The sequence below is a fragment of the Labedaea rhizosphaerae genome (assembly GCF_004362825.1).
GTDB lineage: Bacteria > Actinomycetota > Actinomycetes > Mycobacteriales > Pseudonocardiaceae > Labedaea > Labedaea rhizosphaerae.
In genome coordinates this window covers 689,125-711,769 of the sequence record NZ_SNXZ01000001.1, presented here as the reverse complement: position 1 = coordinate 711,769, position 22,645 = coordinate 689,125, and the positions used below count along the sequence as shown (strand labels likewise).

Here is a 22,645-nt window from a genome sequence, read left to right as displayed (position 1 = left end):
ATTCAGCGGGCTTGATCCCGGTCAGAGGAAGAGGGTGGTGGCGGCGCCGATCAGGGCGCCGAGGAGGGTGCCGACGACGGTCAGGGGCCAGGTGTGGAAGCGGAGGGCGGGTCGCAGGAGGGCCTCGTACTCGACCGGGTTGAGCTTGCGGACGCGGGCGGTGATCGTGCGAGCCAGGTCCATCGCCGCCGTCAGGTAGGACTCGGCGTGGCGGATCGTCTCGGGCAGCCGCCGGACCGCGGCGACGGTCACGGCCTGCTTCACCTCGGGCAGCCGGGTCAGCCGGGTGATGCGCGGCTGTTCGTCGACGACCTGGTTCACCGCACGCGCGATCACCGCCTGCACCTTCGCCGCCTGCGGGCCCTGCAACACGGCATCCACCAGGGCCGGCACGGTGATCACCTCGCTGGCGAGAAGTTCGCCGTAGCGCACCGCGACCCGGTCCCGCCGTCGCTGGAACGCACCTTGCAGCGACAGGAACCCGGTCGGTGTCCGCGGAAAGAAGATCAATCGCAAGGCCGCGGCGTTGGTCACCCCGCCGATCACGGCGCCGGCCACCGGCAGCACCCAGTCCGTGCCGGTCAGGCCCCACACCACTGCTTCGACGATGCCGAGCGCGAGCCCCGACCACATCCCGAAGCGCGCCATGAACGCCATCTCCGGCCGCGACAACTCCCGCACGACCCGCGGCACCAGCTCGGGATCGCGCCGGAATGCCGCTTCCAAGGCGCGCGCGCCGAGTGCCGAACCAACCTCGGCACGCAGTTCGGTCACGACCTGCTCGACCAGTCGTGGCGCGGAAGCCTGCGCCTGCTTGACGATCAGGTCCTGTGCCAGCATCGGCAGCATCTCCCAGAGCTGCGGGTGGTGCGCGCGCAGGACGTCGCGCACGATCTCGTCGATCGCGGCCATCAACGGTTGTTCGAGCTGCGCCGTCAACGCCGCCGGGTCGATGCGGGCGAAGACGTCGCGTGGTTCGAGGAGCCGGGTCGCCAGCAGCTCGGCGTTGACGCGGGCGACGCGATCGGCGTTGCGCGGCACGACGCCTTGCCAGCCGAGCGCGGGCGGGATGCCGATGAACGTGGCCGGGCGGAACAACATCTGGACCGCGACAAGTTTTGTCACATACCCGATCACCGTGCCGAAGACCACGAGCAGCAGGTACACGTACCAGTCGTGCACGCCACCTCCCGGGTTCGAGGGCACGGTATCAATGCAGCAGCAGCACGACCTGCAGCTCGCCGACGAGGAAGCCGATGATCGCGCCGACCGCGATCAGCTTCCACTCGTCCTGCCGGAACGCGGGGCGCAGGATGCCCTCGTACTGGACCGGCGTGAGCCGCTGCATCTGGTCGACGATCGTGTTGCGCACGTCGAGCGCCTCGGTCGCGTAGCTCTCGACGTGCCGCAACGTGTCCGGCACCAGCTCGAGGGCGCGCTTCGCCGCGGTCTCCTTCATCTCCTGGTAGCGGCGCGAGCCGATCGACATGACCACCACCGGTTTGGCGATCCCGGAATTCGCGTCAATGCTGCGTAAAACGTGCCGGTGCACCAAGGCGAACAACCGGTCGGAGCGCGGACCGGTCAACACCGCGTGCAGAACATTGTGCACCGTCAATATTTCGTCGGCGACGAGCCGGCCGTAATCGCGCGACACTTCCATCCGTCGGCGCTGGAACATTCCCTGCCAGGTGAACAGGCCCAAATACCGTCGTGGTGTGCGGGGGAAGAAAATCATCTTCAATGCGAGCCAGTCGGTCAACCACCCGGTGAGACCGCCGAAGATGGGCATGATCCACATGTTGTGGGTCAGTGCCCACGTGATCATCTGGACCAGCCCGATCACGAACCCGAAGTAGATCCCGGAGTGCGCGATGAACCGAAGCTCCGGTTTGGACACTTCGCGGATCAGCCGGTTCAGCAGTGCCTTGTCGCGCACCATCGCCTCGACGGCCATGGCCTTGACGTCGAGGACGTCGTCGATGTTGTTGGCCAGATCGCGGATGATCTGCTCGACCACGCGCGGTGCCTCGGTTTCGACGCGCCGCAGAAGGAGGCGTTGCGCGGCCTCGGGCAGCATTTCCCACATACCCGGCTGGTATTCGGCCATGAGCTCGCGAGTCAGTTGTTCGACCGAACGCAGCAGCGGGTCGTGCAGTTCCGCGGCGACCCGCTTCGGGTCGAGCCGGGAAAAGATTTCCTTGGGGTTGATGAGGTTCGTGGTGAGCAGGTCCATCGCAATGGTCGCCATGCGCTGGGCGTTGCCGGGGAGAACGCCCTGCCAGCCGACCGGGAGCCCGATGACGCGGATGCCGACGAACTCCAGCGGCCGGAACATCATCTCGATGGCCACGCGCTTGGTGATGTACCCGATCGCCGCGGCGATGAAGGGCATGGTGACGTAGATGTGCCAGTGCGCGCCGAAGTCGTCGACGATGCGCTGGATGTCCACTGTGGTCTCCCCGTTGTTCGCAAGGGAGACTACGGGATCAGCTCGGCAGTTCCCGGTCGTCTCGGTGTGTCGCGAGTGCCCGGCCGTAGCGCGTGGTCATCTCAGGCATGAGCGTGTCGCTGCGCTCGAGCCCGAACACGTAGCCGGGGAAGTCCAGTTCCCGTTGCACGGCCCAGATCTCGTCGTGCCGCTCGGGCGAGAAGAGTTGCGCCGGGTCCCCGACCGCGACCCACCCGATCGGCACCGTCGTGTCCGGCGCGAGCACGGTCCGCAAGTGCACGACGGCGTTGATCCGCACCTCGCTCCGCGCGCCGATCCGGGCGCCGTTGAACACCCGCGTGCCGGTGGCGAGGAAGACATCGTCGGCGATCGTGCACCCGGTCAGATAAGCCGTGGGTCCGATGAGCACATGATCACCGACGTCGACCGGGTCCTTGGGCGTCCCGCGCACCACTGCGTTCTCCATGACGATGCAGTCCGCGCCCAACCGCACCGGCCCACCCTCGGCCGTCACCACCGCCCCGAACAACACCCGACACCCCGGCCCGACGGTGACGTCGCCGCACAGCGTCGCATTGGGCGCGACGTAAGCACTCGGGTCGATTCGCGGTGCCTGGCCTCGGTGTTCGAGCAGCATGCGAACGAGCATAGGAGCGTCCCGCAGACACCGCCGAAGTCGTCAGAACTGGTAGTTCACCGCATGCGCACGGCTCTGACCTGCGGGTTCACGCGCGTCTCGGGCCGTCAGGCCGTGATCAGGCCGGATCGGGGTCGCCGAGCACATCGTCGACGGCCTGACGGGTGCGCTGCTTACTGGACGGCAGCAGGTGCGTGTAGACCTTCAGCGTGAAGCCGGGGTCGGCGTGCCCGAGGTAGCTCGCCAGCGCCGTGATCGTCTCGCCCGCGTCGAGCAGGGTCGAGGCGTAGAAGTGCCGCAGGGCGTGGAAGCCGTCCACCCGTGCCTGCGGGGTGATCTTGGCCTTCTCCAGCGCGGGCTTCCATGTCCACTGGTTGTAGACCGGTCGCCACGCCTGCGTGCGATCCCGGCTGGTGATGATCAGGTTGGCCGTGGTCGGTTCGCCGTCCGGCTTCTGCCACGGCAGGGTGATCTTCACCGGGGGATGGGCCTTCATGTGCGCGCGGATCTTCCTCGCCACGGAGGCTGGCAGCGGGACGTCTCGGGTCTTGCCTCGTTTGGGCGGTCCGAAGCACGGCTTGCCGCCGACGATCTTCACCTGCCGGAGGACGTGCACCGTATTGTCCTCGAAGTCCACATCATCGACGGCCAGGCCGAAGACCTCACCTTGCCGCAGTCCGAGGCCGGCGCCGAGCGTGACGGTCAGGCGGTACCGCTCGGACATGGCTTCTCGCACGGCCTGCACCCGCTCAGCCGTCCACGGCACCACCTTGCGCGGCGGGATCTGCGGCTTCTGCACCGACGACGCAGAACACGGGTTCTTCCTGATCCGCTGGTCGTCGACGGCGGCGTTCAGGATGGTCTGCACATGGATGAAGAGCACCTGTCGGTAGCTCGCCGCGAGGCCCTTCTCTTGCAGCTCGCGCAGCCAGTCCCGCAGGTCGCCGGGCCTCAGCGCATCGATGTTCGTCGACCCGACGTGTGGGAAGACGTGCACGCGTAGCCGGACACCGACCGCTTCACGCGTGGACTCGTCGAACTGCTGAGTGCGCAACCACCGCGTGCCGTACTCCTCGAAGGTGATCTTGCCTGCCGCCGGATCGATGTACGTCCCGCGGTTCAGCTCGCCTTCCACTTCGTTGAGGTACGTCTCCGTCTGGCGCTTCTGCTTGTCGGGGAAGGTCTTCGACCGCTCACGGCCGGTGTGGTCGATGTAGCGCACCTTGTACCGGTCGCCCTTGCCGTACAGCGAGGTCTTCTCGCGCACAGCCTTGCCGGTCTCCGGATCGACGGCCTTCTTGTACCAGCGATCTTGGATGTGGCCCATGGCTAAGCCGCCTCCCGCAGCCAGGAGCGCAGCTCGTCGGGGTCGTAGCGGAGGTGGCGGCCGACCTTGCGGACCGGTGGCCCCTCACCGCGCCACTTCCACTGGTAGAGCGTCTTCACTGGAACGCCGAGGTAGTCGGCAACCTCATCAGCGCTCCACAGACGATCGATCTTGCGCATGGTTCCCCCAGGTAGATCAGGCTGCTTGCGGAGTTGCTGAAAGATCGGGCGGACTACCGCCAGCGGCGAGGAGGGCTCTGTCGTACTCGGCGCGCCAGGTGATGCGTTCGGAGATCGCGTGCATGAGCAGGTGGGCGCGCGGTGGCACGTTCGGATCGCCGGGCTGGAGCTTGTGCCAGACCTGCCGGTCCGGGTTCGGCTGCGGCTTCTCGATGCCCACGGCTTTGAGCGCGGCGGCGACGAACGCCTTCCGATCGGCCTTGTGGTCAGCGAGCGTCTTGCCGGACCACTTGCGAGAGACCAAGACCCGACGACCAGGCAGGCCGAGGGTGGTTCGCCGATGTGCGCGGCCCTTGCAGTGCCCGGGCGTGGCCTTGCCGTTCGCGCCCTGGGGCTGGACGCCGTAGAGCAGCCACACGGCGCACCGAGGCGAACATGGCGTCACGGCCAGCTCGGCGTGCAGTCGGTCGTGGTGGGCGCGTTGTCGGTCGGACGAGGCTTCGATGACTTCGCCGGTGGACTTGGTGAGGTACTTGGTCAGGTAGCCGATGTGCCGTCCGGCTTCCTCGGTGCCGCCGAGGATGCCTTTGGAGTGGACCTGTTCGCCGAACCGCGCGACATGCGAGGGCTCTTCGAGCTCGCCGAGCGCGTCGGCCCAGGTGAGCAGCGGCCGACGCGTGTCCGGGTCGACGAACTGCGTGCCATCCCAGACCGGAAGCCGGTCGGTGTAGACGAGCTGGTCGTGCTTGGGCCACCACACCTGGAGGTAGGTCGCGGCGGTGACCTGCCGGAGCACCTCATGCGGGATGGAACCGCGGATCGCGGTATGCAGGTGCGGCGCCACGCGCTTCTGCGGTTCGACGGTGGCGAAGTACTGCACGTCCCACCCGACGACGCGGCGCAGGTTCTGCCACCAGCGGTCCACAAGGGACGCGAAGTGGACGGCATCCCTTGCCGCACGGCGGTAGTCGTAGCGCTTCGGGTCGACGGGCACGCCGTCGCGGACCGGGCCGTACGAGTCGCACGTGAGCGTGACGAACATCGACGGTCGGTACGCTCCGGCGAACTCCCGACCGACAGTGCGCTTGTCGACGCGCCGCCGAGGCAGGTTGGGTGCGTCCTGGCGGCGCTTGGTCGAACGCGCGGGACTTTTTTGCTGCTGTGGATCGGGCGACGGAAGCCGTCCACGAATGCCCATCGCGTGCAACTGGTCGTCAACTGACCTGATCTCGTCGCGCAACTCGTCCTGGTCGCCCGCTTGGCCGTCCGCAATGGCCTGCCTGTAGAGCGCGACCAGGTCCGCGCGGTAGGTCAGCATCTCCCGTTGATCCACAGTCGGTGGATCGGGCGTGAAATCGGGCTCTTCTTGCAGGTGCCAGCCCTCGCGGCACTGCGCCATCCGCAACGCGCGGGCCTTGCGTGCACAGGGTTTGCACACAGATTTCGATCGTTGATCCACAGGGCACCGGGACGTAGCGGAGTTCGCCGGTGTCGAGGTCCCCGACTTCCATCGTGAACGGCCGCACGCACACGCCGTGCTTCTCGGCGGCAGCGGTCATGACGTCGATCGCGCGCGGCTGCTTCATGCGCTCGGCACGGCTCTGGTGTGCACCCGGCGCGAGTGCGGGAGTGGTCATGCCGACTCCCGAAAGCTGTCGAGATCGGCCCACTGGCGCAGCAGGCCGAGCGGGATGGAGTGGTGCTCGCCGGGCTCGAGGTACGGCCCGAACACCTGCACCTTGTGCGACAACCCGCCGTAGACCTGCACCGGCGTGCCGTTGGCCAAGTGACCGGCCACAGTCAGGTGCACCGAGTCGCCCGAGGGTGTGCGCCATGCTTCAGCGGCGACGTTGGTCAGGGTGTCGGCCCACTCCAGCAAGGCGGTAGCAAGGCCGGGTAGTGCCCGGCAGCTGAGTTGAATGGTGACGCTTTGCCCGGTCAGCTCGTGGTGCACGGCGGTCGAGGCGATCGGGCAAGGCAGGTCGAAGGTGATCAGGTGCTCGGTCAGGGTCGCGAGCACGGCCAGGTGGTTAGCATGCGTAGACATCGTGATGGTGTCCTTTGTGGTCAGAGGGAGTCGAGGAAGCGGCCGAACGCGGTTCCGGCGTGGCCGAGCCAGTCCCAGACGCCGGAGAAGGTGTGCGCGGCCTCTGTCGGCTGCTTGACCATGTAGGCGACGACCAGCAGGAGCAGCACAGGGACGGTCTTGTTCGCGGTCCGCTTCACGCGGACTCACCACCCCACGAACCGGGTCGGTCCAGGCGTTCGGCGGTGATCCGAGGCAGGTGCACGACCTTGGCGGGTGCGTCCGGTGCGATCCGCTTGGTGACGAACGCTTCCAGCGCCTTGACCGTCGAGTCGGGCACCCAACCCGAGCGGATGCGCAGGGGTTCGCGGATGCCTTCGCCGAACAGGTAGCCCACGCCCGGTTCGTCTTCGCGGATCCTGTTGGCCCACGCTCCGCGTTCGTAGGCTTGGTCGCCGAGCACCATCGCCACGTGCGACTTCGCCGCGACCCGCAGGCACACGCGCCGGGGGAACAGCTCCCGCACCGGGACGGTGTCTTTGGTGGGTTCTTGGACGTAGCCGCGGACCGTGATCCCCAACGCCCGACCTTGCGTCGTGAGCAGCGAGACCCGTTCGGTGATCTGCTCTCTGAGCTTGCGGTCGCCGATGTAGCGCATCAGGGCGCCGATCTCGTCGAACTCCAACAACTCATGCGGATAGTCGACCGAGGTGGGGACAGTGCGCAGGCGGCCGGCGAACTCCTTCTTGCGCTGATCCGCGATCGCTAGCAGCTCGTCGAGCAGGGCGAGGGCATCCCGTCCGGTGACGGCGTAGCGGTCGGCGAAGATGTCCCGCCCGTAGGCGAGCTCCATCCCCTTGGGATCGATGCCCCAGGGCCGCACGAGACCGTCACGAATCGCCGGGGCGATGGAGACGAGCGGGCACCACATCAGTGAGCCCTTGCCTGCGCCGGTCGCCCCTGCGTTCAGGGTGTGTGTGCCCACGAGGGGTTGCGTCCAGGGCGTGCCGTACTCGGTCATGCCGGACCACACCCGCCGCAGATCGATCGAGTCGCTGGGCTGATCAACGAGCTGCACCAGGTCCGTGCAGGGCACAGTGTCGCCAAGCAGGTCCCGGCGCTGGAAGTCGACGGACACCTCGGCCGGACCGATTTCCCGGACTTGGCACCGAGCTACGCCAGCTGCGACGGCGAGTTGGCGGGCGTGTTCGTCGAAGTCCTCCGGTGTCAGTCCCGGCACCAGCCGTAGCCGGACCTCGTCCCACGATGGCCCCGACCGCACACCCGTGATCACCGGCACCTGATCCGACAGCGGCTTCGATTGACGTTGGATGGCATTGCGGCGCAACGGGTTCACATTCACCGTGACCGACCGATCATGCTCCCGCACCGTCAACTCACACGCCGCCAGCCAGCCCGGCATCTTCCGGGCGTAGACACCCCAGCGCCGCCACCACGCCCGCAGTCGCCGACCGATCCATGGGTCGAACGAGGCGAGGTGCAGCAGCCGCCACCCACCAAGCCCCGCCGCAACGGCCACGAGCGCCAGGACGACCGGCAGCCAACCCCACCACAGCATCCAGGCGCTGACGGCGAGAGAACCGAGCGACATACGCCAATGCTTGACACACCAACGAATGCAGCGGAACAGAGCCCGGCCGAGCAGGTACAGGCCGAAGACGATGGCGCCCAGCGCTGCGGCGGCTTCAAGGACGGCAGTGATGGCTTTACCGACCTTGTGCAGCACGTAGACCAGGACGGCGAAGCCGAGCCCGAACGGGATCAGCCACGTCAGGTTCGAGGACATGTCAGCTCACCTCCAGAACGGAGGCGGTGCGGTTCTCTTGGGTGACGCCCCTTGCGCGGTCACCACATGCGTGTTCTACGCTTGCCACGTCTACTCCATTGGGTTGGATAGGCAGCGCAGAAGCGGACAGGTTGGTAGCCAGGTTTCCGCTTCTGCGACTACGCACTCGTTGCGGCACAACAGGACATGCGGCATCGCCGCACGAGCTCGCGTGCGCCGTCTGTCTAAATGGGACTGTCCTACTTGATCAGTTCGTGGACCTCGAACAGTTCGCAGTCGCCCAGTTGACGGACCAGGTTGTGGGCTTTGATCCACCGGGATTTGTGGCTGTCATAGGCCACGATGGCGTCCTCGACCGGGGTGGGCATCCTGTTCGGGCCTTCGGCGTAGAGCACGCCGCGGACACCCGCCACCGGGTACCGGCCCGCCAGGATCGCGACCGCGCCCTTGCGCAATGCGGGGCACTTCTGCACCGACACCTCGACGCACGGCAGGCAGACAGGCGGTTCGGCCACCGCCATCCGGTTGGGCCAGCCCTTCCAGTCCTCTCGGTGGTCTTGGAGCAGCCACAGGACACCCTCTTCGGTCTCATCGGCCGGGCCGCCGCAGACCAGGCACAGCAGCCGTTGCATGGCGCGACGCTGCCGGGCGGGATGTATCCGCGCGAACTGCGGCCGGCCTTCGTAGGGCCGCCAGGCTGACCGATGCCACAAGACCCCGTGGCTGTCTCGGTCGGTGACCTTCTCATCGGCGTAGCCGATCCCGCGACCAGGCACCAGCTCGACGCGGGCAGGCGGGTCGACCTCTTCGGTCCACGACACGATGTAGGGAGCGAGGATGGTCCTGCGCGCAGGCTCGACGCTCACAGGTCCTCCCCGTCCGCCAGCATGTGCCGAGGACCCGCCGCCTGGTGGGACTCCAGCGCATCGGCGAGCTTGGCCGCCTCCCGCGCCAGCTCTCGGCAGAACCGGACCAGCACCTGGTCACCACCCGGGAACGGCGGCAACTGGACCGCCATGTTCACCGGGTCGAGGTAGATCACGAGTGCCGGAATCTCGGACGTGATCTGCATGTAGGCCGCCGATGCGTTCTGACCGGGCGTGCACGTGACGTTGAAGGCCATCACGCCGCCTTCGCCGTGCGGTTGGTGCCGACCGGCTTCATGCCGGTGGCGCGGAGGCTGTAGGCCATGCGCGCCCGGCACTTGTGCCGTTCACCGGGGTTCGAGCGGCATGCCTTGTCGTCGATCCACGGGGTGAGGGTCAGACCCTCGAAGATCACCGGCCGCAGGTTCGTGCCGGGGATCGCCTCCGGAGGAACCGGCTGCTGCTTGGCCGCGATCTTCACCGTGACCACGGCGTCGGCCTTCCGCTCGGCGGCCTGGTCGATGACCGTCACCGCGAACAGCGGCAGACCCGAGACCTTGTCCACCTCCGGCTGGACCGGAACGCCGCGCGCCCTGTCGTCGGCCGACTGGAACTTGAGCATCGGCTCGACGCCCATCACCAAGGCGCCTTCGGGGAACACATCGTCGTGGCTGATCGGGAGCCGGGCTCCACCTGTGATCGCCATTTCATCACCCTTCCCTGTCGGTCCTCTAGACAAGTTCCAAGATACATAGTCGTCTAGAGGAGTCCAATCGAGAAGCCTCGTTCCTTCGCTTTCGTGAACGAGACGGCTTGTTAGTGCTGGTCAGCGCGCCGGGACGTCGTACTCCAGCACGTAGGCATGGGAGACCTTCACCGTGTCGCACACCTCGACGGGCGTCTCGTCGGTGTCGTACGCGGTGCGGATCAGCGTCATGACCGGGACACCCGCGCCGATCTGGAGGGCCTTGCGTTCCTCGGGCGTCGGCATCCGCGCGGTCACCTCTTCGGTGAAGTGCGCCAGCTCGTGGCCCTGCTCCTCGATCCGGGCGTAGATCCCGCCCGGACCGCTGTCGGTGCTGGTGATCGCTGTCCCCGCCGCGATGGACTCGGGGATGTACGAGGTCGCGATCTCCACGGGGACGCCGGCCGAGAGGTAGCGCCGCGAACGGACGACGACCCGCGCACCCTCTTCCAGGTGCAGCCGCTCGGCCACCTCGGCCGGCGCCGCTTCGGTGGACACGGAAATCTGGTCGACGGTGGCCTTGCGCCCGGTCGCCTCTGCCTCGACGAGGAAGGCCGCCTTGCCGTCCTGGCGATGAGCCCGCGCGAACCGGTCGGAGGCGAGGCGCCGAACGGGGGGAGCCGACCGCACGAAGACACCCTTACCGTGCTCGGCGACGACCAGGCCCTCACCGCGGAGTTCCTGCAAGGCCTGGCGGACGGTCATCCGCGCAACGCCGAAGTGCTCGATCAGCTCCGACTCGGACGGCAGCTTCTCGCCGGGAGCGAGCGTGCCCGCGGAGATGTGTCGTCGCAGCTGAGCGGCGATCTGGCGATAGGGTGGGCGGTCGTCGGTCCTATCGATGACACCAAGGTCAAGCATGATGGACTCCTGTAGACGACTAGACGAGATGTATGGTGGCATACAGGGCCCTGAAGGGAAAGCGGAGATGCCCGAGGAGACGCCGAAGCACTCCGTCAGCGTCGCCGGAATCGTGGTCGACGACCAGGACCGAGTGCTGGTCATCAAGCGTCGGGACAACGGCCACTGGGAACCGCCGGGCGGTGTGCTGGAGCTGGGCGAGACCTTCGAGGAAGGCGTCAAGCGCGAGGTCCTCGAAGAAACCGGCGTCCACGTCGAAGTCCAGCGGTTGACTGGTGTTTACAAGAACATGAAACGTGGAATTGTTGCACTGGTCTTTAGGTGCCGAGCGCTCGTGAGCAACGATGCAACTCAAACGAATGAGGCGACTCGTGTTCGCTGGATACTGCCTTCAGTGGTAGTTGACCTCATGGATGAGGCGTATAGCATTCGAATTCTCGATGCGTTTGGAGAGAACATACCGGTAAGGGTGCATGACGGCACGAGTCTAATAAAATCACGTCAGCATTCAGGCGACGGATCTCTTGGGTCGGAGAAGTAAAGGATCTTCTCTGTATCATCTTTGGGCTTTAGAACCCACGGATCAGCCCAACTCCTAGCGCAATCCTTGTTGCTCGCGGTTGCGCCTTGAAGATCAATTTCCAGAATTGTGCTGAGATCAAATCCAGCTTCGAACTTTGTGAAGTAGAACTCCCCGGGGCCGTCAATGTGGACAGCCTCAAAGTTTGCATCCGATTTGAACTTGCAGCTATCGAAGGCGCCGCGTCCGGCAAACTTTGCTCCTGTAAAGTACGCGGTGCCGTCGAATACGCATTCGGAGAACGTCGAGCCTAGTTCTTCGTGTACGGACTTTTCAAAAGACGCGTAATCCATAAACCGAGCGCCCGAGAAGTTGACGTACCCTTCAAATAGGGATTCGTTGAATATGGCTGGCCCAACGAATGTTGCGCTATGGAAGCTTATCGTTCCCAGGACGACGTCCGAGAAGTCGAGATTGATGAGCACGGCGCCAGCTAGGTCGAACGTCATCTCCTTCCAGATTTGAGGAGCGAGGTTGTAGCGAAAGTCTGTCGATTCGACGCAGTGTCGATGCAAGATGCTCTGAGCGGCCATCCGAACCTGTATTTCCTCAGCGATTTGCTGCTCAGAAATATCCGTTTCAATTTCGGCTACCTTAGGCCGCTTTCGCTTCAGGTATGTTTTGAGTGTGTCCGGCGAGCAGTCCGGGGGCATGCGAAGATATGCACAAATTACATTGCAGACCATCTGTTGCAAGGGCTCATTCTCATTCGCGAGCCGTTCCAGTGCGTATAATCCACCGAGTCGAACGGCGGCCTTGTCGCTGCCGAGGTGCTCGATAGACCTACCGTATGTATCAGTTATTCGACGCTCGGCAGCATCCTTTTCAGTATTTGAAGCGACCCGATCTTGATGGGCACGACTCTTCTCTGCCTCGGCAATCTGATGAGAAAGAGCGCGCTCCTTTTGGTTTATGTCCTGCTCGGTTGATTGCTGTCGACGGAATGACAACCAAAGCGCAACGCCTGCGCCAAGTCCGGCGACTACGCTGAGGCACACCTTGATCGTGTCGAGTTGATTGGCCGCTTCGGCTGGGTCCTCTGATAGTCCAGGAACCCAGAGTAGAAGCACAAGCGCGACTAGCCCGGCTCCCAGAATTGCCGAAACGATTGCAACCCAAGTCCTTGGTCGTAACTGCGGAGGATTGTTGGACGTCTGTTCGGATTCCACTCGCTGTCCTAAGATCTGCCGAATTTGGCTCTAGGGGATCAAGGTGCGCCGCCTGCGGCGGCTGCGTACCAGCGGGCGCACGTTGCGGGCGCTTCCGACTCGACTCGGGCGGCTGCCGCTCCGCTTTCGCCGCCCGGCCGGTCGGTGCGCCCGCGGTGGCGCGCGTTCCGCGTGCGGCCACAGGCGGCGCGCACGGTCTCCCCGAGCCACGTATCCGGTCATCCACGGTGATCACCTCTGCGCCAGGCATCGCGGACTGTCAGCGGACTGTTACGCCGAACAGACGTGCCCTCGCCGGGCGGGCAGCCTCCAGGGAAGTCCGGTCCGCCGTCAACCTGCGGTTCGGGCTGGGCACGCGGCGCCTTCCCCGACGACCGGCAGGTACCTACCCAACGGCCGGCCACGCCACAACCGGTGGAGCGTGGTTGCAGCCTGGCCGGCCGTTGGGTCGAGACGGCACCAGCCGACGGGGAAGACGCCGAGGCCCATCCCTTGTGGGTGGTGACCAAGATCAGGCCGTCGTCAGGCCGTCAGACGGTGACAGACGACGAGACCCGGTGAGAACTGGTGAGAGGCATCCGCGCAGGTCAGCAAGGCTGTAGCCGCAGGACGCCGAGGTAGGTGGAAGGCCGGGACTAGAACTGGTAGTAAAGGAAAGGGCTGAAGGTGCCTTGAGCGACAAGGATTGCCGCGTAGAAGAGGCCTACGGTCATCACGCTCACCCGCACTACCGACGCTGGCAGGCTGCGGGACGACTCCAGCATCGGGCCGGTGACCGGGTGGGCGGGCAGTAGGACGATCACCAGTGCCAGCAGCAGGATCACGAGGCGCTGGTTGGTGATCGCGGCGGTCACGAGGTCGGACAGGCCGGTGAAGTCGGGCAGGAGCATGTGGCCGAGCATCGCCAGTGCTTGGCCCATGTCGGTCGCGCGGAAGAACACCCAGCCGAACACGACCAGGACGGTGGTCAAGGCCCGCCGGGCGATGCGGCGGGTGGGGTCGGCGGGCGCACGGTCCCAGCCGAAGCCGCGCTCGATGATGAGCAAGGCGCCGTGGAACAGGCCCCAGACGACGAACGTCCAGTTCGCGCCGTGCCAGAAGCCGGTCAGGACGAACACGATGCAGAGGTTGCGATAGGTCTTGCGCGCGCCTTGGCGGTTGCCGCCCAAGGAGATGTAGACGTAGTCGCGGAACCAGCGGGACAGCGACATGTGCCAGCGGCGCCAGAACTCCGTCACCGTCACCGAGGAGTACGGGCGCGCGAAGTTCTCGGGCAGGCGGAAACCAAGCATGCGGCCCAGGCCGATGGCCATGTCCGAATAGCCCGAGAAGTCGAAGTACAGCTGCAGCGTGTACGTGATCGCGCCCAGCCACGCGATCGCGAACGTCATGTCGCCGGGTGGCGTTGCGAAGCACGCATTGGCCAGGGGCGACAGCGAGTCCGCGACGATGACCTTCTTGCACAGGCCCAGCGCGAACCGGGGGAAGCCCGCCGCGATGTCGTCGAGGCGGTGCGTGCGTTGCTGCGGCAGTTGGTCGGCGATCTCCCGGTACCGCACGATGGGACCCGCGATGAGCTGCGGGAACATCGCGATGTAGGTCACGAACGACACCGGGTCGCGCAGTGCCGGGCGCTCACCGCGGTAGATGTCCACCGCGTACGAGATGTGGTGGAACGTGTAGAACGAGATGCCGATCGGCAACACCAGGTGCGTCACCGGGAAGTCGCCGCCGAAAAGGTGTGCGAAGCCGGCGAGCTGCTGGGTGGCGAAGCCCGCGTACTTCCAGACGAGCAGCACGGCGACGTCGAACGAGATCACGCCGATGAGGACTGCCTTGCGCCTGCGCGGGTTTATATCCCATTCGTCGGGTTGCAGGTGTGGACCGGCGAGGAAGTTGACCAGCATGCACGACAACAGGAGCAACGTCGTGGCGCCCGCGCCGCTGGCGTAGAAGATGAGGCTCGCGACGGCGATGATGCCGTTGCGCCAGTGCCGGGGCGCGATGAGCACAGCCGCGAGCACGACCGGGATGAAGTACCACAGGAACAGTGGGCTCGCGAAGGACATCCTGGCGCTCTCGACATCGTGCAGGGCAGCCCGCCGACTGTAGCCGAGCCCCGGTGCGCGCCGTTGGGCATCGGCCGCTTTGGCCCTCCCCGACCCTGCTGGTGTTCAGCGGGCTTGATCCCGCATGGCCGCCTGACCTGGGGTTCTGTGATTCAGCGGGCTTAATCCCGTGGGTGTGTGCTGCGAGGAGCAGGGCGCCGACGGGTGCTGTCGGTTGGGCACGCGGCGTTCAGCGGGCTTGATCCCCAGGGTGGGCTGACCTGGTGGTTTGGGATTCAGCGGGCTTAATCCCCGGGGCGGGCGCTGGGCATGGGGTGTTCAGCGGGCTTAATCCCGGCGGGGCGGCTGAGCTGGGGGTTTGGAGTTCAGCGGGCTTGATCGGGGTGCGTTAGGGCAGGGGTGTGGGTCCCGCGGCGGAGGGCGCGGGACGGGTGAGTGGAGAGGTTGGGTGGGTTAGATGCGGCCGGCGGCGCGGCGGCGGCGGGCTACTTCGGCGAGGACCACGCCGGCGGCGACGGAGGCGTTGAGGGATTCGACGCCCGCGGCCATCGGGATCGACACCGTCTCGTCGCAGGACTCGCGGACCAGGCGGGACAGGCCACGGCCTTCCGAGCCGACGACCACGACGAGCGGCGACGTGGCGAGTTCCAGGCCGTCGATGTCGATCGAGCCGTCGGCGTCCAGGCCGACGATCATCAGGCCCTCCTGCGCGTAGGCGCGCAGCGTCCGCGTCAGGTTGGTCGCCATCGCGACGGGGAGCTTCGCTGCCGTGCCCGCGCTGGTTCGCCACGCGACGGCCGTCATGCTGGCGCTGCGCCGCTGCGGCACCACCACGCCGTTCGCGCCGAAGGCCGCCGCCGAGCGGATGACGGCGCCCAGGTTGCGCGGGTCGGTCACGCCGTCGAGCGCGACCAGCAGCGGCGGCTCGCCGGTCGCCGCGGCCAGGTCGAGCAGATCCTCCGGGTCGGCGTACGAGAACGGCGGCACCTGCAGGCCGAGGCCCTGGTGCATCGCCCCGCCGGTCAGCTTGTCCAGCTCCGGGCGGCTGACGTCGAGCACCGAGATGCCCCGGTCGGCCGCCATTTGGACGGCCTCGTTCACGCGCTCGTCCACGTCGATGCCCAGCGCCACGTACAACGCCGTCGCGGGGACGTCGGCGCGCAGGCACTCGACCACCGGGTTGCGGCCGGCGACCAGTTCGGGGCCGCCGGCCTGCCTGTCGGCGCGCTGCTGGCGCTTGGCCACGACGGCCGCGCGGCGCTGCGCCGGGTGACCCGGCCGCTGCTCCGCCTTCGGCGTGGGGCCCTTGCCTTCAAGTGCGCGACGGCGCTGGCCGCCGGAGCCGACGACCGCGCCCTTCTTGCTTCCGGCCTTGCGCATCGCGCCTTTGCGCCGGGAGTTGCCTGCCACTTGCTCAGCCGTCCTTCAAAGTCCACAAAGGACCATCGGGGGTGTCTTCCACGGCGATGCCCGCCGCGGTCAACCGGTCGCGGATCGAGTCCGCGGTCGCGAAGTCGCGGTTCGCGCGGGCCCGGAGCCGCTCGTCGAGCAGATCGCCGATCAGCGACTGCAACGCGGCGTGCCCCGCACTGTCCACACCGGACGACGAAGCCCACCGCGGGTCGAGTGGGTCGACGCCGAGGATCGCGGTCATGGCCCGCACGGAAGCGGCCGCACCGCGTGCGCCCGTGTCGTCGCCGCGGTCGAGCGCGAGGTTGCCTTCGCGGACCGTGTTGTGGATGGCCGCGAACGCCTTCGGCGTGCTCAGGTCGTCGTCCATCGCCGCGACGAATTCGGCGCACGGCTGACCGTCCGCCGGGACCGTGCCGAGGCGGTCCGACACGTTGCGCACGAAGGTCTCGATGCGCCGGTAGGACGTCACGGCTTCCTGCAGCGCGGCCTCGGAATACTCGATCGTCGACCGGTAGTGCGGGGCGATCAGGTAGTACCGCAGCTCCTGGCCACGGGCCTTGGCGAGCATCTCGGGAATCGACACGACGTTGCCCAGCGACTTCGACATCTTCTCGCCGGCCATCGTGGTCCACGCGTTGTGCATCCAGAACTGCGTGAACTGGTCACCCGCCGCGTGCGACTGGGCGAGCTCGTTCTCGTGGTGCGGGAAGATCAGATCTACCCCGCCGCCGTGGATGTCGAATGCCGAACCGAAGTAGGTCCGCGCCATGGCCGAGCACTCGAGGTGCCAGCCTGGCCGGCCCGGACCCCAGGGCGTCGGCCACGACGGCTCGCCGGGCTTCGCGCTCTTCCACAAGGTGAAATCACGCGGGTCGCGTTTGCCGGTCGCCGCGGTTTCGCCCTGCTGCACGTCGTCGAGCTTCTGCCGGGAAAGCACGCCGTACTCGGGGAAAGACGTCACCGAGAAGTAGACGTCGCCCTCCGAGGCATATGCGTGCCCACGATCGATGAGGATCTGCATCAGCTCGACCATCTGGGTCACGTGCCCGGTCGCGCGCGGCGCGATCGACGCCGGCAGCGCGCCGAGCGCCTCGTAGGCCTCCTCGAACGCGCGCTCGTGGGTCGCCGCCCACTCCCACCAGGGCCGGCCGTTCTGCTCGGCCTTGGCGAGGATCTTGTCGTCGATGTCGGTGACGTTGCGCACGAGCTGGACGTCGAGGCCGGAAGTGGTCAGCCAACGGCGCAGGACGTCGTAGTTCAGCGCGCTACGCACGTGCCCGATGTGCGGCATGCCCTGCGGGGTGGGACCGCACACGTAGATCGACGCCGATCCGCTGCGGACGGGATGGAACTCCCGAATGCCCCGGGTCGCGGTGTCGTACAAGTGCAGGCTCACCTCGACGATGGTACGGGGTGAGCTCCATCCCATTTCAGCCGATGCCGTGCTTGGCCAACGCCGTGATCAGGGCGTCCGGCCGTTCGCGCGTGGGGACGTTGGCCACCATTTCGAACTCGGCGCCCACGTCCGTAGCCGCCGCGTCGGCCGGGCTGTCGCCGATCATCAGGGCGTCGGTCGGTTTGATGCCGACGCGTTCGCAGGCGAGCTCGAAGATCCGCGGATCGGGCTTCTGCACACCCTCCACATAGGACAGGATGATCGAGTCGACGAGGTCGTGGGCGCCACCGAGCCGCAGCGCTTCGTCGATGTCCCAGGCGATGTTGCTGATCACGGCGACGGGCAGGCCGTAGGAACGGATGCGCGTCAAGGCTTCGATGGTGTCCGGGTAACGCCGCCAGGACGTGCCCGCGCGCATCAGCTCGTAGACCGGGCCCGGGTCGGCTACACCGGCCTCTTGCAGCAGACGCAGGTGGACGGCGCGGTGCACGTCGGAGTCGAGGTCGCGGCGGTGCCAGTCGTCGGCGATCTCCGCGGGCACGTCGCGCTCGAGGAACGCGGACGAGGCCATGGTCGTGATCAGGTCGGTGCCGGGGCCGGGCTCGGGTTCGAGGTGGAACAGGGTGCCGGAGAAGTCGAACAGGACGCCGCGAACGGTCATGCCTTCACTCTAGGAATCGAGGAGCAGCGCGGTGGCGATCGCGGCGAGACCTTCGCCACGTCCGGTGAGGCCGAGGCCGTCGGTGGTCTTGCCGGACAGCGCGACCGGGCCGCCGACCGCGTCGGTGAGGACCTGCTCGGCTTCCTTGCGCCGCGGGCCGATGCGGGGCCGGTTGCCGATGACCTGCACGGCGGCGTTGCCGACGTGGTAGCCGGCGTCCTCGACCAGCCTGCGGACCTCGGTCAGGAGGGTCACGCCGGAGGCGCCCTTCCAGCGTTCGTCGTCGACGCCGAAGACGGCGCCGAGGTCGCCGAGGCCGGCGGCGGAGAGCAGCGCGTCGCACAGGGCGTGGGCGGCCACGTCGCCGTCGGAGTGGCCGACGCAGCCGGGCGCGCCGTCCCACTTCAAGCCGGCCAGCCAGCAGTCGACGCCCTCGGCGAGCTGGTGCACGTCCGTTCCGATCCCTACCCGCACCCGGCGATCCTCCCATCCGCTGCCCGGCCCGCGTGAATAAGCCCGCTGAATCCCGCGGCCGCAGGTCAGGCGGGGTGCGCGGGATTAAGCCCGCTGAACGCGGCGAGCCGGTGAACGCCGCCGCCCTGGGGTGTGCGGGTGTGCGGGTGTGCGGGATTAAGCCCGCTGAATCACAGACCCGCAGGTCAGACAGGTGTCGGTGAATAAGCCCGCTGAACGCGGCCAGCCAGGGGAGGGGTGTCAGCGGGCGTGCGGGATTAAGCCTGCTGAATGACGGAGGCGCAGGTCAGGCGGGTGGGGTGGGATTAAGCCCGCTGAACGCGGCGAGGCGGGGAGGGTGGCCGCTGAGGGGTGGCGGGGCCGGGGGAGGGAGTTAGGGGGTGGGGAGGTGGGATTCGGCTATGGCCAGGTCGAAGGGGGTGGTGATCTTGAGGGCGTGGGGGTGGCCCTCGACGGTGTGGACCGGGATGCCGAGGCGTTCGACCAAAGTGGCGTCGTCGGTGGCGGTGTCGCCCGCTGAGGCGTGGGCGCGGCGCAGGACGTCGAGGGCGAAGCCCTGCGGGGTTTGGACGGCGCGCAAGGACGAGCGGTCGATCGTGGCGGTCACCACACCGGATGCGTCGACCTGCTTGATGGTGTCCGTGACGGCCAGGACGGGGATCACCGCCGGTTTGCCCGACTGAACGGCCGCGACGACCCGCTTGATCACCGACGCCGGGGTGAACGCGCGCGCCGCGTCGTGCACGAGCACGACGGTGTCCGATGCCACAACGTGGTCCAGGGTGATGCGCACCGAGGACGTGCGATCGGCGCCGCCGGCGACGACGGTCACCGGGCTCAAGCCGGAGAGAAGCGATTCGGTCTGCTCGACGTGCAACGGCGGGGCCGCCACGACGACGTGGTCCACACAACCGGAGTCGAGCAGCCCGCGCACCGCGTGCACGAGCAAGGGCGCCCCCGCAACGGGAACGAGCGCCTTGGGGAGGTCCGCACCAAGACGTTCACCCCGCCCAGCGGCTGGCACGAGCGCGACGACACTCATGACGGCTTTTCCGGACGGGGTGATGTCTTGAGCTGAACGGTCAGGTTAGACGGGCGCGGCGGCGAGCACCTCGTCGAGGAGCACCTCCGCCTTGTCCTCATCGGTGCCCTCGGCCAGGGCGAGCTCGCTGACCAGGATCTGCCGCGCCTTGGCCAGCATCCGCTTCTCGCCTGCCGACAAGCCACGGTCCTTCTCACGCCGCCAAAGGTCTCGCACCACTTCGGCAACCTTGTTCACATCGCCGGAGGCGAGCTTCTCGAGGTTGGCCTTGTACCGCCGTGACCAGTTGGTCGGCTCCTCGGTGTGAGGAGCACGCAGCACATCGAAAACCCTGTTCAGGCCCTCTTGGCCCACCACGTCCCGCACGCCTACGATCTCGGCGTTGTCTGCGGGGACGCGAACCGTGAGGTCACCCTGAGCGACCTTGAGCACGAGGTACTTCTTCTCCTCGCCCTTGATCACTCGGGTTTCGATTGCTTCGATGAGAGCGGCACCGTGGTGCGGGTAGACGACGGTCTCTCCGACCTTGAAAACCATGTGTCCTCTGCCCCTTTCGCTGACTCCATCTTAGCACGGCCCGAACAGGGGGCACGCCGGATGGGTGATCCGTCTTCGCAGGTCAGCGGCACCATGCAGGGCCGAACGGGGGTTGACAAACCGGCTGGCGGCATGCATGGCGCCCCTTGGGGATTTGGCCGGACAACGCCAATTCATCTCCACTGTGGACAGTGGGCGGAACCGTTTCCGGTGGACCACACGCAACACGCGCGCGAGTGCCCGGATACCCTTCCGCCGGAGACTGGGTGACGCTAGGAAGGACCCGCGATCGTGAGGCGTGCACAGCAGGAAGCGACTCCTCGGCGTCGGACCGTGCCGGCCGTGCTGGGGCTCGGCATCGCCGCGCTGCTGACGGTGGCCGCGTGCGGGTCCGGCCAGCTCGCGCAGACCTCGGGGATGCCGCCCGCGGTCAACGGCGGCATCGCCCAGGCGGGCAAGATCGCGGTGCGCGACGCGCTCGTCGCGTACCCGGAGAACGGGCGGACCTACGCGGTCGGCAGCGACGTGCCGCTCATCGTCACGATCGTCAACTCCGGTCCGGTCAAGGACACCCTGGTCTCGGTGACCAGCACGATCAGCAAGCCCGCGGAGCTCACCGGCTCGCTCGACCTGCTGCCCGGCACGGCGCTGGTCGCGGGCGCGGACGCCGTGGACCGGCCGAGCCAGAGCGCGACGGCGCAGGTCACGCCGACCGCCGAGTCCTCGTCCAGCAGCGCCCCGACGACCACCACGGGCACCCAGACCAGTGGCTCGTCGCAGACCACGACCACCACGACCGAGACGACCACGACGACCGAGACGTCGAGCGCGCAGCTCCCGACGGGCCAGATCAACATCGTGCTCAAGCAGGTCAACACGACGGTGCAGCCCGGACAGAGCATCACCGTCACCTTCACCTTCGCCCAGTCGGGCTCGGTGACGCTGAACGTGCCGGTCGCTCCGCCGGGTGGCTCCCCGGCGGAGTAACCGCGGATTGTCGGTGCCCGCCTCTACCGTGAGGGCGTGGTGACGAAGAACGCACGGACCGTGAAGGCCGCCTACCGGTGTGGCGAGTGCGGGCACGAGGTCGCGAAGTGGTTCGGCCGGTGCCCGGAGTGCCAGGCCTGGGGCTCCCTCGAGGAGACCGGTGTGCCGCGGTCCGCGCTGACCAAGGTGGCCGCGGGGGCCCCGAGCGCGCCCGCGCGACGCATCCACGAGGTGGACGTCGAGTCCGCGCGGGCGACCAAGACGGGCGTCGACGAGCTGGACCGGGTGCTGGGCGGCGGTTTGGTGCCGGGCGTCGTCGTCCTGCTGGCGGGCGAGCCCGGGGTCGGCAAGTCGACGCTGCTGCTCGAGGTCACCTACCAATGGGCGGCCACCACGGGCACGAGCGCGCTCTACGTCACCGGTGAGGAGTCGGCGGGCCAGGTCCGGCTGCGTGCCGAACGCACGGGCAACGTGCACGAGGCCGTGTTCCTGGCGGCCGAGAGCGATCTGTCGGCGCTGCTCGGGCACGTCGACGCCGTGCAGCCGGGTCTGCTGGTCGTGGACTCGGTCCAGACCATGTCGTCGCCGGTGGTCGACGGCTCGCCGGGCGGGGTGACGCAGGTGCGTGCGGTCACCGCGGCGCTGGTGGCCCTGGCCAAGGAGCGCGGCCTGCCGGTGCTGCTGGTCGGCCACGTGACCAAGGAGGGTTCGGTCGCCGGGCCGCGGGTGCTCGAGCACCTGGTCGACGTGGTGCTGCAGTTCGAGGGCGACCGTCACTCCACGTTGCGGCTGCTGCGCGGCGTGAAGAACCGGTTCGGCCCGGCCGACGAGGTCGGCTGCTTCGACATGGTCGACGACGGCATCGAGGGCGTGCCGGATCCGTCCGGGCTTTTCCTCAACCGCGGTGACGCCGACGTCCCGGGCACCGCCGTGACGGTGATCGTGGAGGGCAAGCGGCCGCTGCTCGGCGAGGTGCAGGCGCTTGTCTCCAAGTCCGCGCTCGCGGTGCCCCGGCGCGCCGTGAGCGGGCTCGACTCCGCGCGGGTGGCCATGGTGCTGGCGGTGCTGGAACGCCGTGGCGGGGTGCGCATCGGCGGCAACGACGTGTTCGCCGCGACCGTCGGCGGCATGCGGGTGACCGAACCGGCCGCGGACTTGGCGCTGGCGCTGGCCATGGCCTCCGCAGCACACGATGTCGCATTACCGAGCGACCTCGTCGTGCTCGGCGAGGTCGGCCTGGCCGGCGAGGTGCGCCGGGTGAGCGGAGTGGGGCGGCGGCTGGCGGAGGCCGCCCGGCTCGGGTTCACCCGCGCGCTGGTGCCGCCCGACTCGGGCAAAGTGCCGCCGGGGATCCGGGTGAAGGTCGTGCCGAACATCGGTGCGGCGCTTCAGGTGGCTGCCGATCTGACCACCTGAA

General features: G+C 67.4%; 23 protein-coding genes and 1 pseudogene. 3 read left to right on the top strand and 21 right to left on the bottom strand.

The genetic code is table 11. The features are described 5' to 3' along the window. Nucleotides 1–21 precede the first annotated feature (21 nt). The 13 genes and pseudogenes from EV186_RS03100 to EV186_RS03045 form a co-directional block, all read right to left on the bottom strand. The gene (locus EV186_RS03100; protein WP_243753794.1) at nucleotides 22–1,206 is read right to left on the bottom strand and encodes a DUF445 domain-containing protein; all 1,185 of its coding nucleotides are present in this window, start codon (nucleotides 1,204–1,206) and stop codon (nucleotides 22–24) included. A gap of 4 nt (nucleotides 1,207–1,210) precedes the next feature. Further along, nucleotides 1,211–2,446 (bottom strand): DUF445 domain-containing protein, encoded by a 1,236-nt coding sequence (locus EV186_RS03095; RefSeq protein ID WP_424982361.1) that lies wholly within the window; start codon nucleotides 2,444–2,446, stop codon nucleotides 1,211–1,213. 43 nt (nucleotides 2,447–2,489) lie between these two features. Beyond that, nucleotides 2,490–3,089, bottom strand: a complete 600-nt coding sequence (locus EV186_RS03090) for a gamma carbonic anhydrase family protein (RefSeq protein WP_133847548.1) — start codon at nucleotides 3,087–3,089, stop codon at nucleotides 2,490–2,492. Nucleotides 3,090–3,207: 118 nt separating this feature from the next. Then, nucleotides 3,208–4,416 carry a tyrosine-type recombinase/integrase gene (locus EV186_RS03085; RefSeq protein WP_133847547.1) on the bottom strand — a complete coding sequence of 403 codons (1,209 nt, stop codon included), beginning with the start codon at nucleotides 4,414–4,416 and terminating at the stop codon, nucleotides 3,208–3,210. 2 nt (nucleotides 4,417–4,418) lie between these two features. Continuing rightward, nucleotides 4,419–4,595, bottom strand: a complete 177-nt coding sequence (locus EV186_RS03080) for a helix-turn-helix domain-containing protein (RefSeq protein WP_133847546.1) — start codon at nucleotides 4,593–4,595, stop codon at nucleotides 4,419–4,421. 16 nt (nucleotides 4,596–4,611) lie between these two features. Then, a pseudogene (locus EV186_RS03075) lies at nucleotides 4,612–6,232 on the bottom strand (replication initiator). Beyond that, nucleotides 6,229–6,642: a hypothetical protein gene (locus EV186_RS03070; RefSeq protein WP_133847545.1), complete on the bottom strand. Its 414-nt coding sequence runs from the start codon at nucleotides 6,640–6,642 to the stop codon at nucleotides 6,229–6,231. The pseudogene EV186_RS03075 and the gene EV186_RS03070 overlap by 4 nt, the downstream one beginning before the upstream one ends. 20 nt (nucleotides 6,643–6,662) lie before the next feature. Continuing rightward, the gene (locus EV186_RS38690; RefSeq protein WP_166658999.1) at nucleotides 6,663–6,821 is read right to left on the bottom strand and encodes a hypothetical protein; all 159 of its coding nucleotides are present in this window, start codon (nucleotides 6,819–6,821) and stop codon (nucleotides 6,663–6,665) included. Next, entirely contained in the window at nucleotides 6,818–8,428 is a 1,611-nt protein-coding gene (locus tag EV186_RS03065) for a cell division protein FtsK (protein WP_243753793.1), read from the bottom strand. The genes EV186_RS38690 and EV186_RS03065 overlap by 4 nt, the downstream gene beginning before the upstream one ends. 239 nt (nucleotides 8,429–8,667) lie before the next feature. Then, complete coding sequence (locus tag EV186_RS03060) at nucleotides 8,668–9,294, bottom strand: hypothetical protein (protein ID WP_133847544.1); 627 nt, start codon at nucleotides 9,292–9,294, stop codon at nucleotides 8,668–8,670. Further along, nucleotides 9,291–9,551 (bottom strand): hypothetical protein, encoded by a 261-nt coding sequence (locus EV186_RS03055; protein ID WP_133847543.1) that lies wholly within the window; start codon nucleotides 9,549–9,551, stop codon nucleotides 9,291–9,293. Before EV186_RS03055 ends, EV186_RS03060 begins: the two co-directional genes overlap by 4 nt. Beyond that, nucleotides 9,551–10,000, bottom strand: a complete 450-nt coding sequence (locus tag EV186_RS03050) for a hypothetical protein (protein WP_133847542.1) — start codon at nucleotides 9,998–10,000, stop codon at nucleotides 9,551–9,553. Before EV186_RS03050 ends, EV186_RS03055 begins: the two co-directional genes overlap by 1 nt. A gap of 120 nt (nucleotides 10,001–10,120) precedes the next feature. Beyond that, nucleotides 10,121–10,900: a GntR family transcriptional regulator gene (locus EV186_RS03045; protein WP_133847541.1), complete on the bottom strand. Its 780-nt coding sequence runs from the start codon at nucleotides 10,898–10,900 to the stop codon at nucleotides 10,121–10,123. 67 nt (nucleotides 10,901–10,967) lie between these two features. Between EV186_RS03045 and EV186_RS03040 the strand changes: the two genes are divergently transcribed. Next, entirely contained in the window at nucleotides 10,968–11,441 is a 474-nt protein-coding gene (locus tag EV186_RS03040; protein ID WP_133847540.1) for an NUDIX hydrolase, read from the top strand. On the opposite strand, the gene EV186_RS03035 is transcribed toward EV186_RS03040, so the two are convergent. From EV186_RS03035 to EV186_RS03000, 8 genes are all read right to left on the bottom strand, one after another. Next, the gene (locus EV186_RS03035; RefSeq protein WP_133847539.1) at nucleotides 11,402–12,649 is read right to left on the bottom strand and encodes a pentapeptide repeat-containing protein; all 1,248 of its coding nucleotides are present in this window, start codon (nucleotides 12,647–12,649) and stop codon (nucleotides 11,402–11,404) included. The two genes, EV186_RS03040 and EV186_RS03035, sit on opposite strands and share 40 nt — an antisense overlap. Before the next feature lie 635 nt (nucleotides 12,650–13,284). Then, nucleotides 13,285–14,718 (bottom strand): MBOAT family O-acyltransferase, encoded by a 1,434-nt coding sequence (locus tag EV186_RS03030; RefSeq protein WP_133847538.1) that lies wholly within the window; start codon nucleotides 14,716–14,718, stop codon nucleotides 13,285–13,287. A gap of 453 nt (nucleotides 14,719–15,171) precedes the next feature. Next, complete coding sequence (gene rlmB / locus EV186_RS03025) at nucleotides 15,172–16,128, bottom strand: 23S rRNA (guanosine(2251)-2'-O)-methyltransferase RlmB (protein WP_133847537.1); 957 nt, start codon at nucleotides 16,126–16,128, stop codon at nucleotides 15,172–15,174. A 4-nt stretch (nucleotides 16,129–16,132) separates the two neighbouring features. After that, nucleotides 16,133–17,527 (bottom strand): cysteine--tRNA ligase, encoded by a 1,395-nt coding sequence (gene cysS, locus EV186_RS03020; RefSeq protein WP_133847536.1) that lies wholly within the window; start codon nucleotides 17,525–17,527, stop codon nucleotides 16,133–16,135. A 34-nt stretch (nucleotides 17,528–17,561) separates the two neighbouring features. Continuing rightward, nucleotides 17,562–18,188 carry an HAD family hydrolase gene (locus tag EV186_RS03015; RefSeq protein WP_133847535.1) on the bottom strand — a complete coding sequence of 209 codons (627 nt, stop codon included), beginning with the start codon at nucleotides 18,186–18,188 and terminating at the stop codon, nucleotides 17,562–17,564. A gap of 9 nt (nucleotides 18,189–18,197) precedes the next feature. After that, nucleotides 18,198–18,662: a 2-C-methyl-D-erythritol 2,4-cyclodiphosphate synthase gene (ispF, locus tag EV186_RS03010; protein WP_133847534.1), complete on the bottom strand. Its 465-nt coding sequence runs from the start codon at nucleotides 18,660–18,662 to the stop codon at nucleotides 18,198–18,200. A 373-nt stretch (nucleotides 18,663–19,035) separates the two neighbouring features. After that, a complete protein-coding gene (gene ispD, locus EV186_RS03005) occupies nucleotides 19,036–19,704 on the bottom strand; it encodes a 2-C-methyl-D-erythritol 4-phosphate cytidylyltransferase (protein ID WP_133847533.1) in 669 nt (222 codons plus the stop codon). Nucleotides 19,705–19,749: 45 nt separating this feature from the next. After that, on the bottom strand, nucleotides 19,750–20,241 hold the full coding sequence (locus EV186_RS03000) for a CarD family transcriptional regulator (protein WP_133847532.1): 492 nt from the start codon (nucleotides 20,239–20,241) through the stop codon (nucleotides 19,750–19,752). A gap of 291 nt (nucleotides 20,242–20,532) precedes the next feature. Between EV186_RS03000 and EV186_RS02995 the strand changes: the two genes are divergently transcribed. Both EV186_RS02995 and radA read left to right on the top strand, forming a co-directional pair. Beyond that, complete coding sequence (locus tag EV186_RS02995; protein ID WP_133847531.1) at nucleotides 20,533–21,228, top strand: copper chaperone PCu(A)C; 696 nt, start codon at nucleotides 20,533–20,535, stop codon at nucleotides 21,226–21,228. Nucleotides 21,229–21,264: 36 nt separating this feature from the next. Further along, entirely contained in the window at nucleotides 21,265–22,644 is a 1,380-nt protein-coding gene (gene radA / locus EV186_RS02990) for a DNA repair protein RadA (RefSeq protein ID WP_133847530.1), read from the top strand. The last annotated feature ends 1 nt before the right edge of the window (nucleotide 22,645 follow it).

Coding starts and splice junctions, on each gene's coding strand:
- EV186_RS03015 (WP_133847535.1), bottom strand. CDS start 18,188: ATGACCGTTCGCGGCGTCCTGTTCGACTTCTCCGGCACCCTGTTCCAC.
- ispD (WP_133847533.1), bottom strand. CDS start 19,704: ATGAGTGTCGTCGCGCTCGTGCCAGCCGCTGGGCGGGGTGAACGTCTT.
- EV186_RS03030 (WP_133847538.1), bottom strand. CDS start 14,718: ATGTCCTTCGCGAGCCCACTGTTCCTGTGGTACTTCATCCCGGTCGTG.
- EV186_RS03080 (WP_133847546.1), bottom strand. CDS start 4,595: ATGCGCAAGATCGATCGTCTGTGGAGCGCTGATGAGGTTGCCGACTAC.
- EV186_RS03065 (WP_243753793.1), bottom strand. CDS start 8,428: ATGTCCTCGAACCTGACGTGGCTGATCCCGTTCGGGCTCGGCTTCGCC.
- EV186_RS03055 (WP_133847543.1), bottom strand. CDS start 9,551: ATGGCCTTCAACGTCACGTGCACGCCCGGTCAGAACGCATCGGCGGCC.
- EV186_RS03000 (WP_133847532.1), bottom strand. CDS start 20,241: ATGGTTTTCAAGGTCGGAGAGACCGTCGTCTACCCGCACCACGGTGCC.
- EV186_RS03090 (WP_133847548.1), bottom strand. CDS start 3,089: ATGCTGCTCGAACACCGAGGCCAGGCACCGCGAATCGACCCGAGTGCT.
- EV186_RS03045 (WP_133847541.1), bottom strand. CDS start 10,900: ATGCTTGACCTTGGTGTCATCGATAGGACCGACGACCGCCCACCCTAT.
- EV186_RS03050 (WP_133847542.1), bottom strand. CDS start 10,000: ATGGCGATCACAGGTGGAGCCCGGCTCCCGATCAGCCACGACGATGTG.
- EV186_RS03040 (WP_133847540.1), top strand. CDS start 10,968: ATGCCCGAGGAGACGCCGAAGCACTCCGTCAGCGTCGCCGGAATCGTG.
- EV186_RS03085 (WP_133847547.1), bottom strand. CDS start 4,416: ATGGGCCACATCCAAGATCGCTGGTACAAGAAGGCCGTCGATCCGGAG.
- EV186_RS03070 (WP_133847545.1), bottom strand. CDS start 6,642: ATGTCTACGCATGCTAACCACCTGGCCGTGCTCGCGACCCTGACCGAG.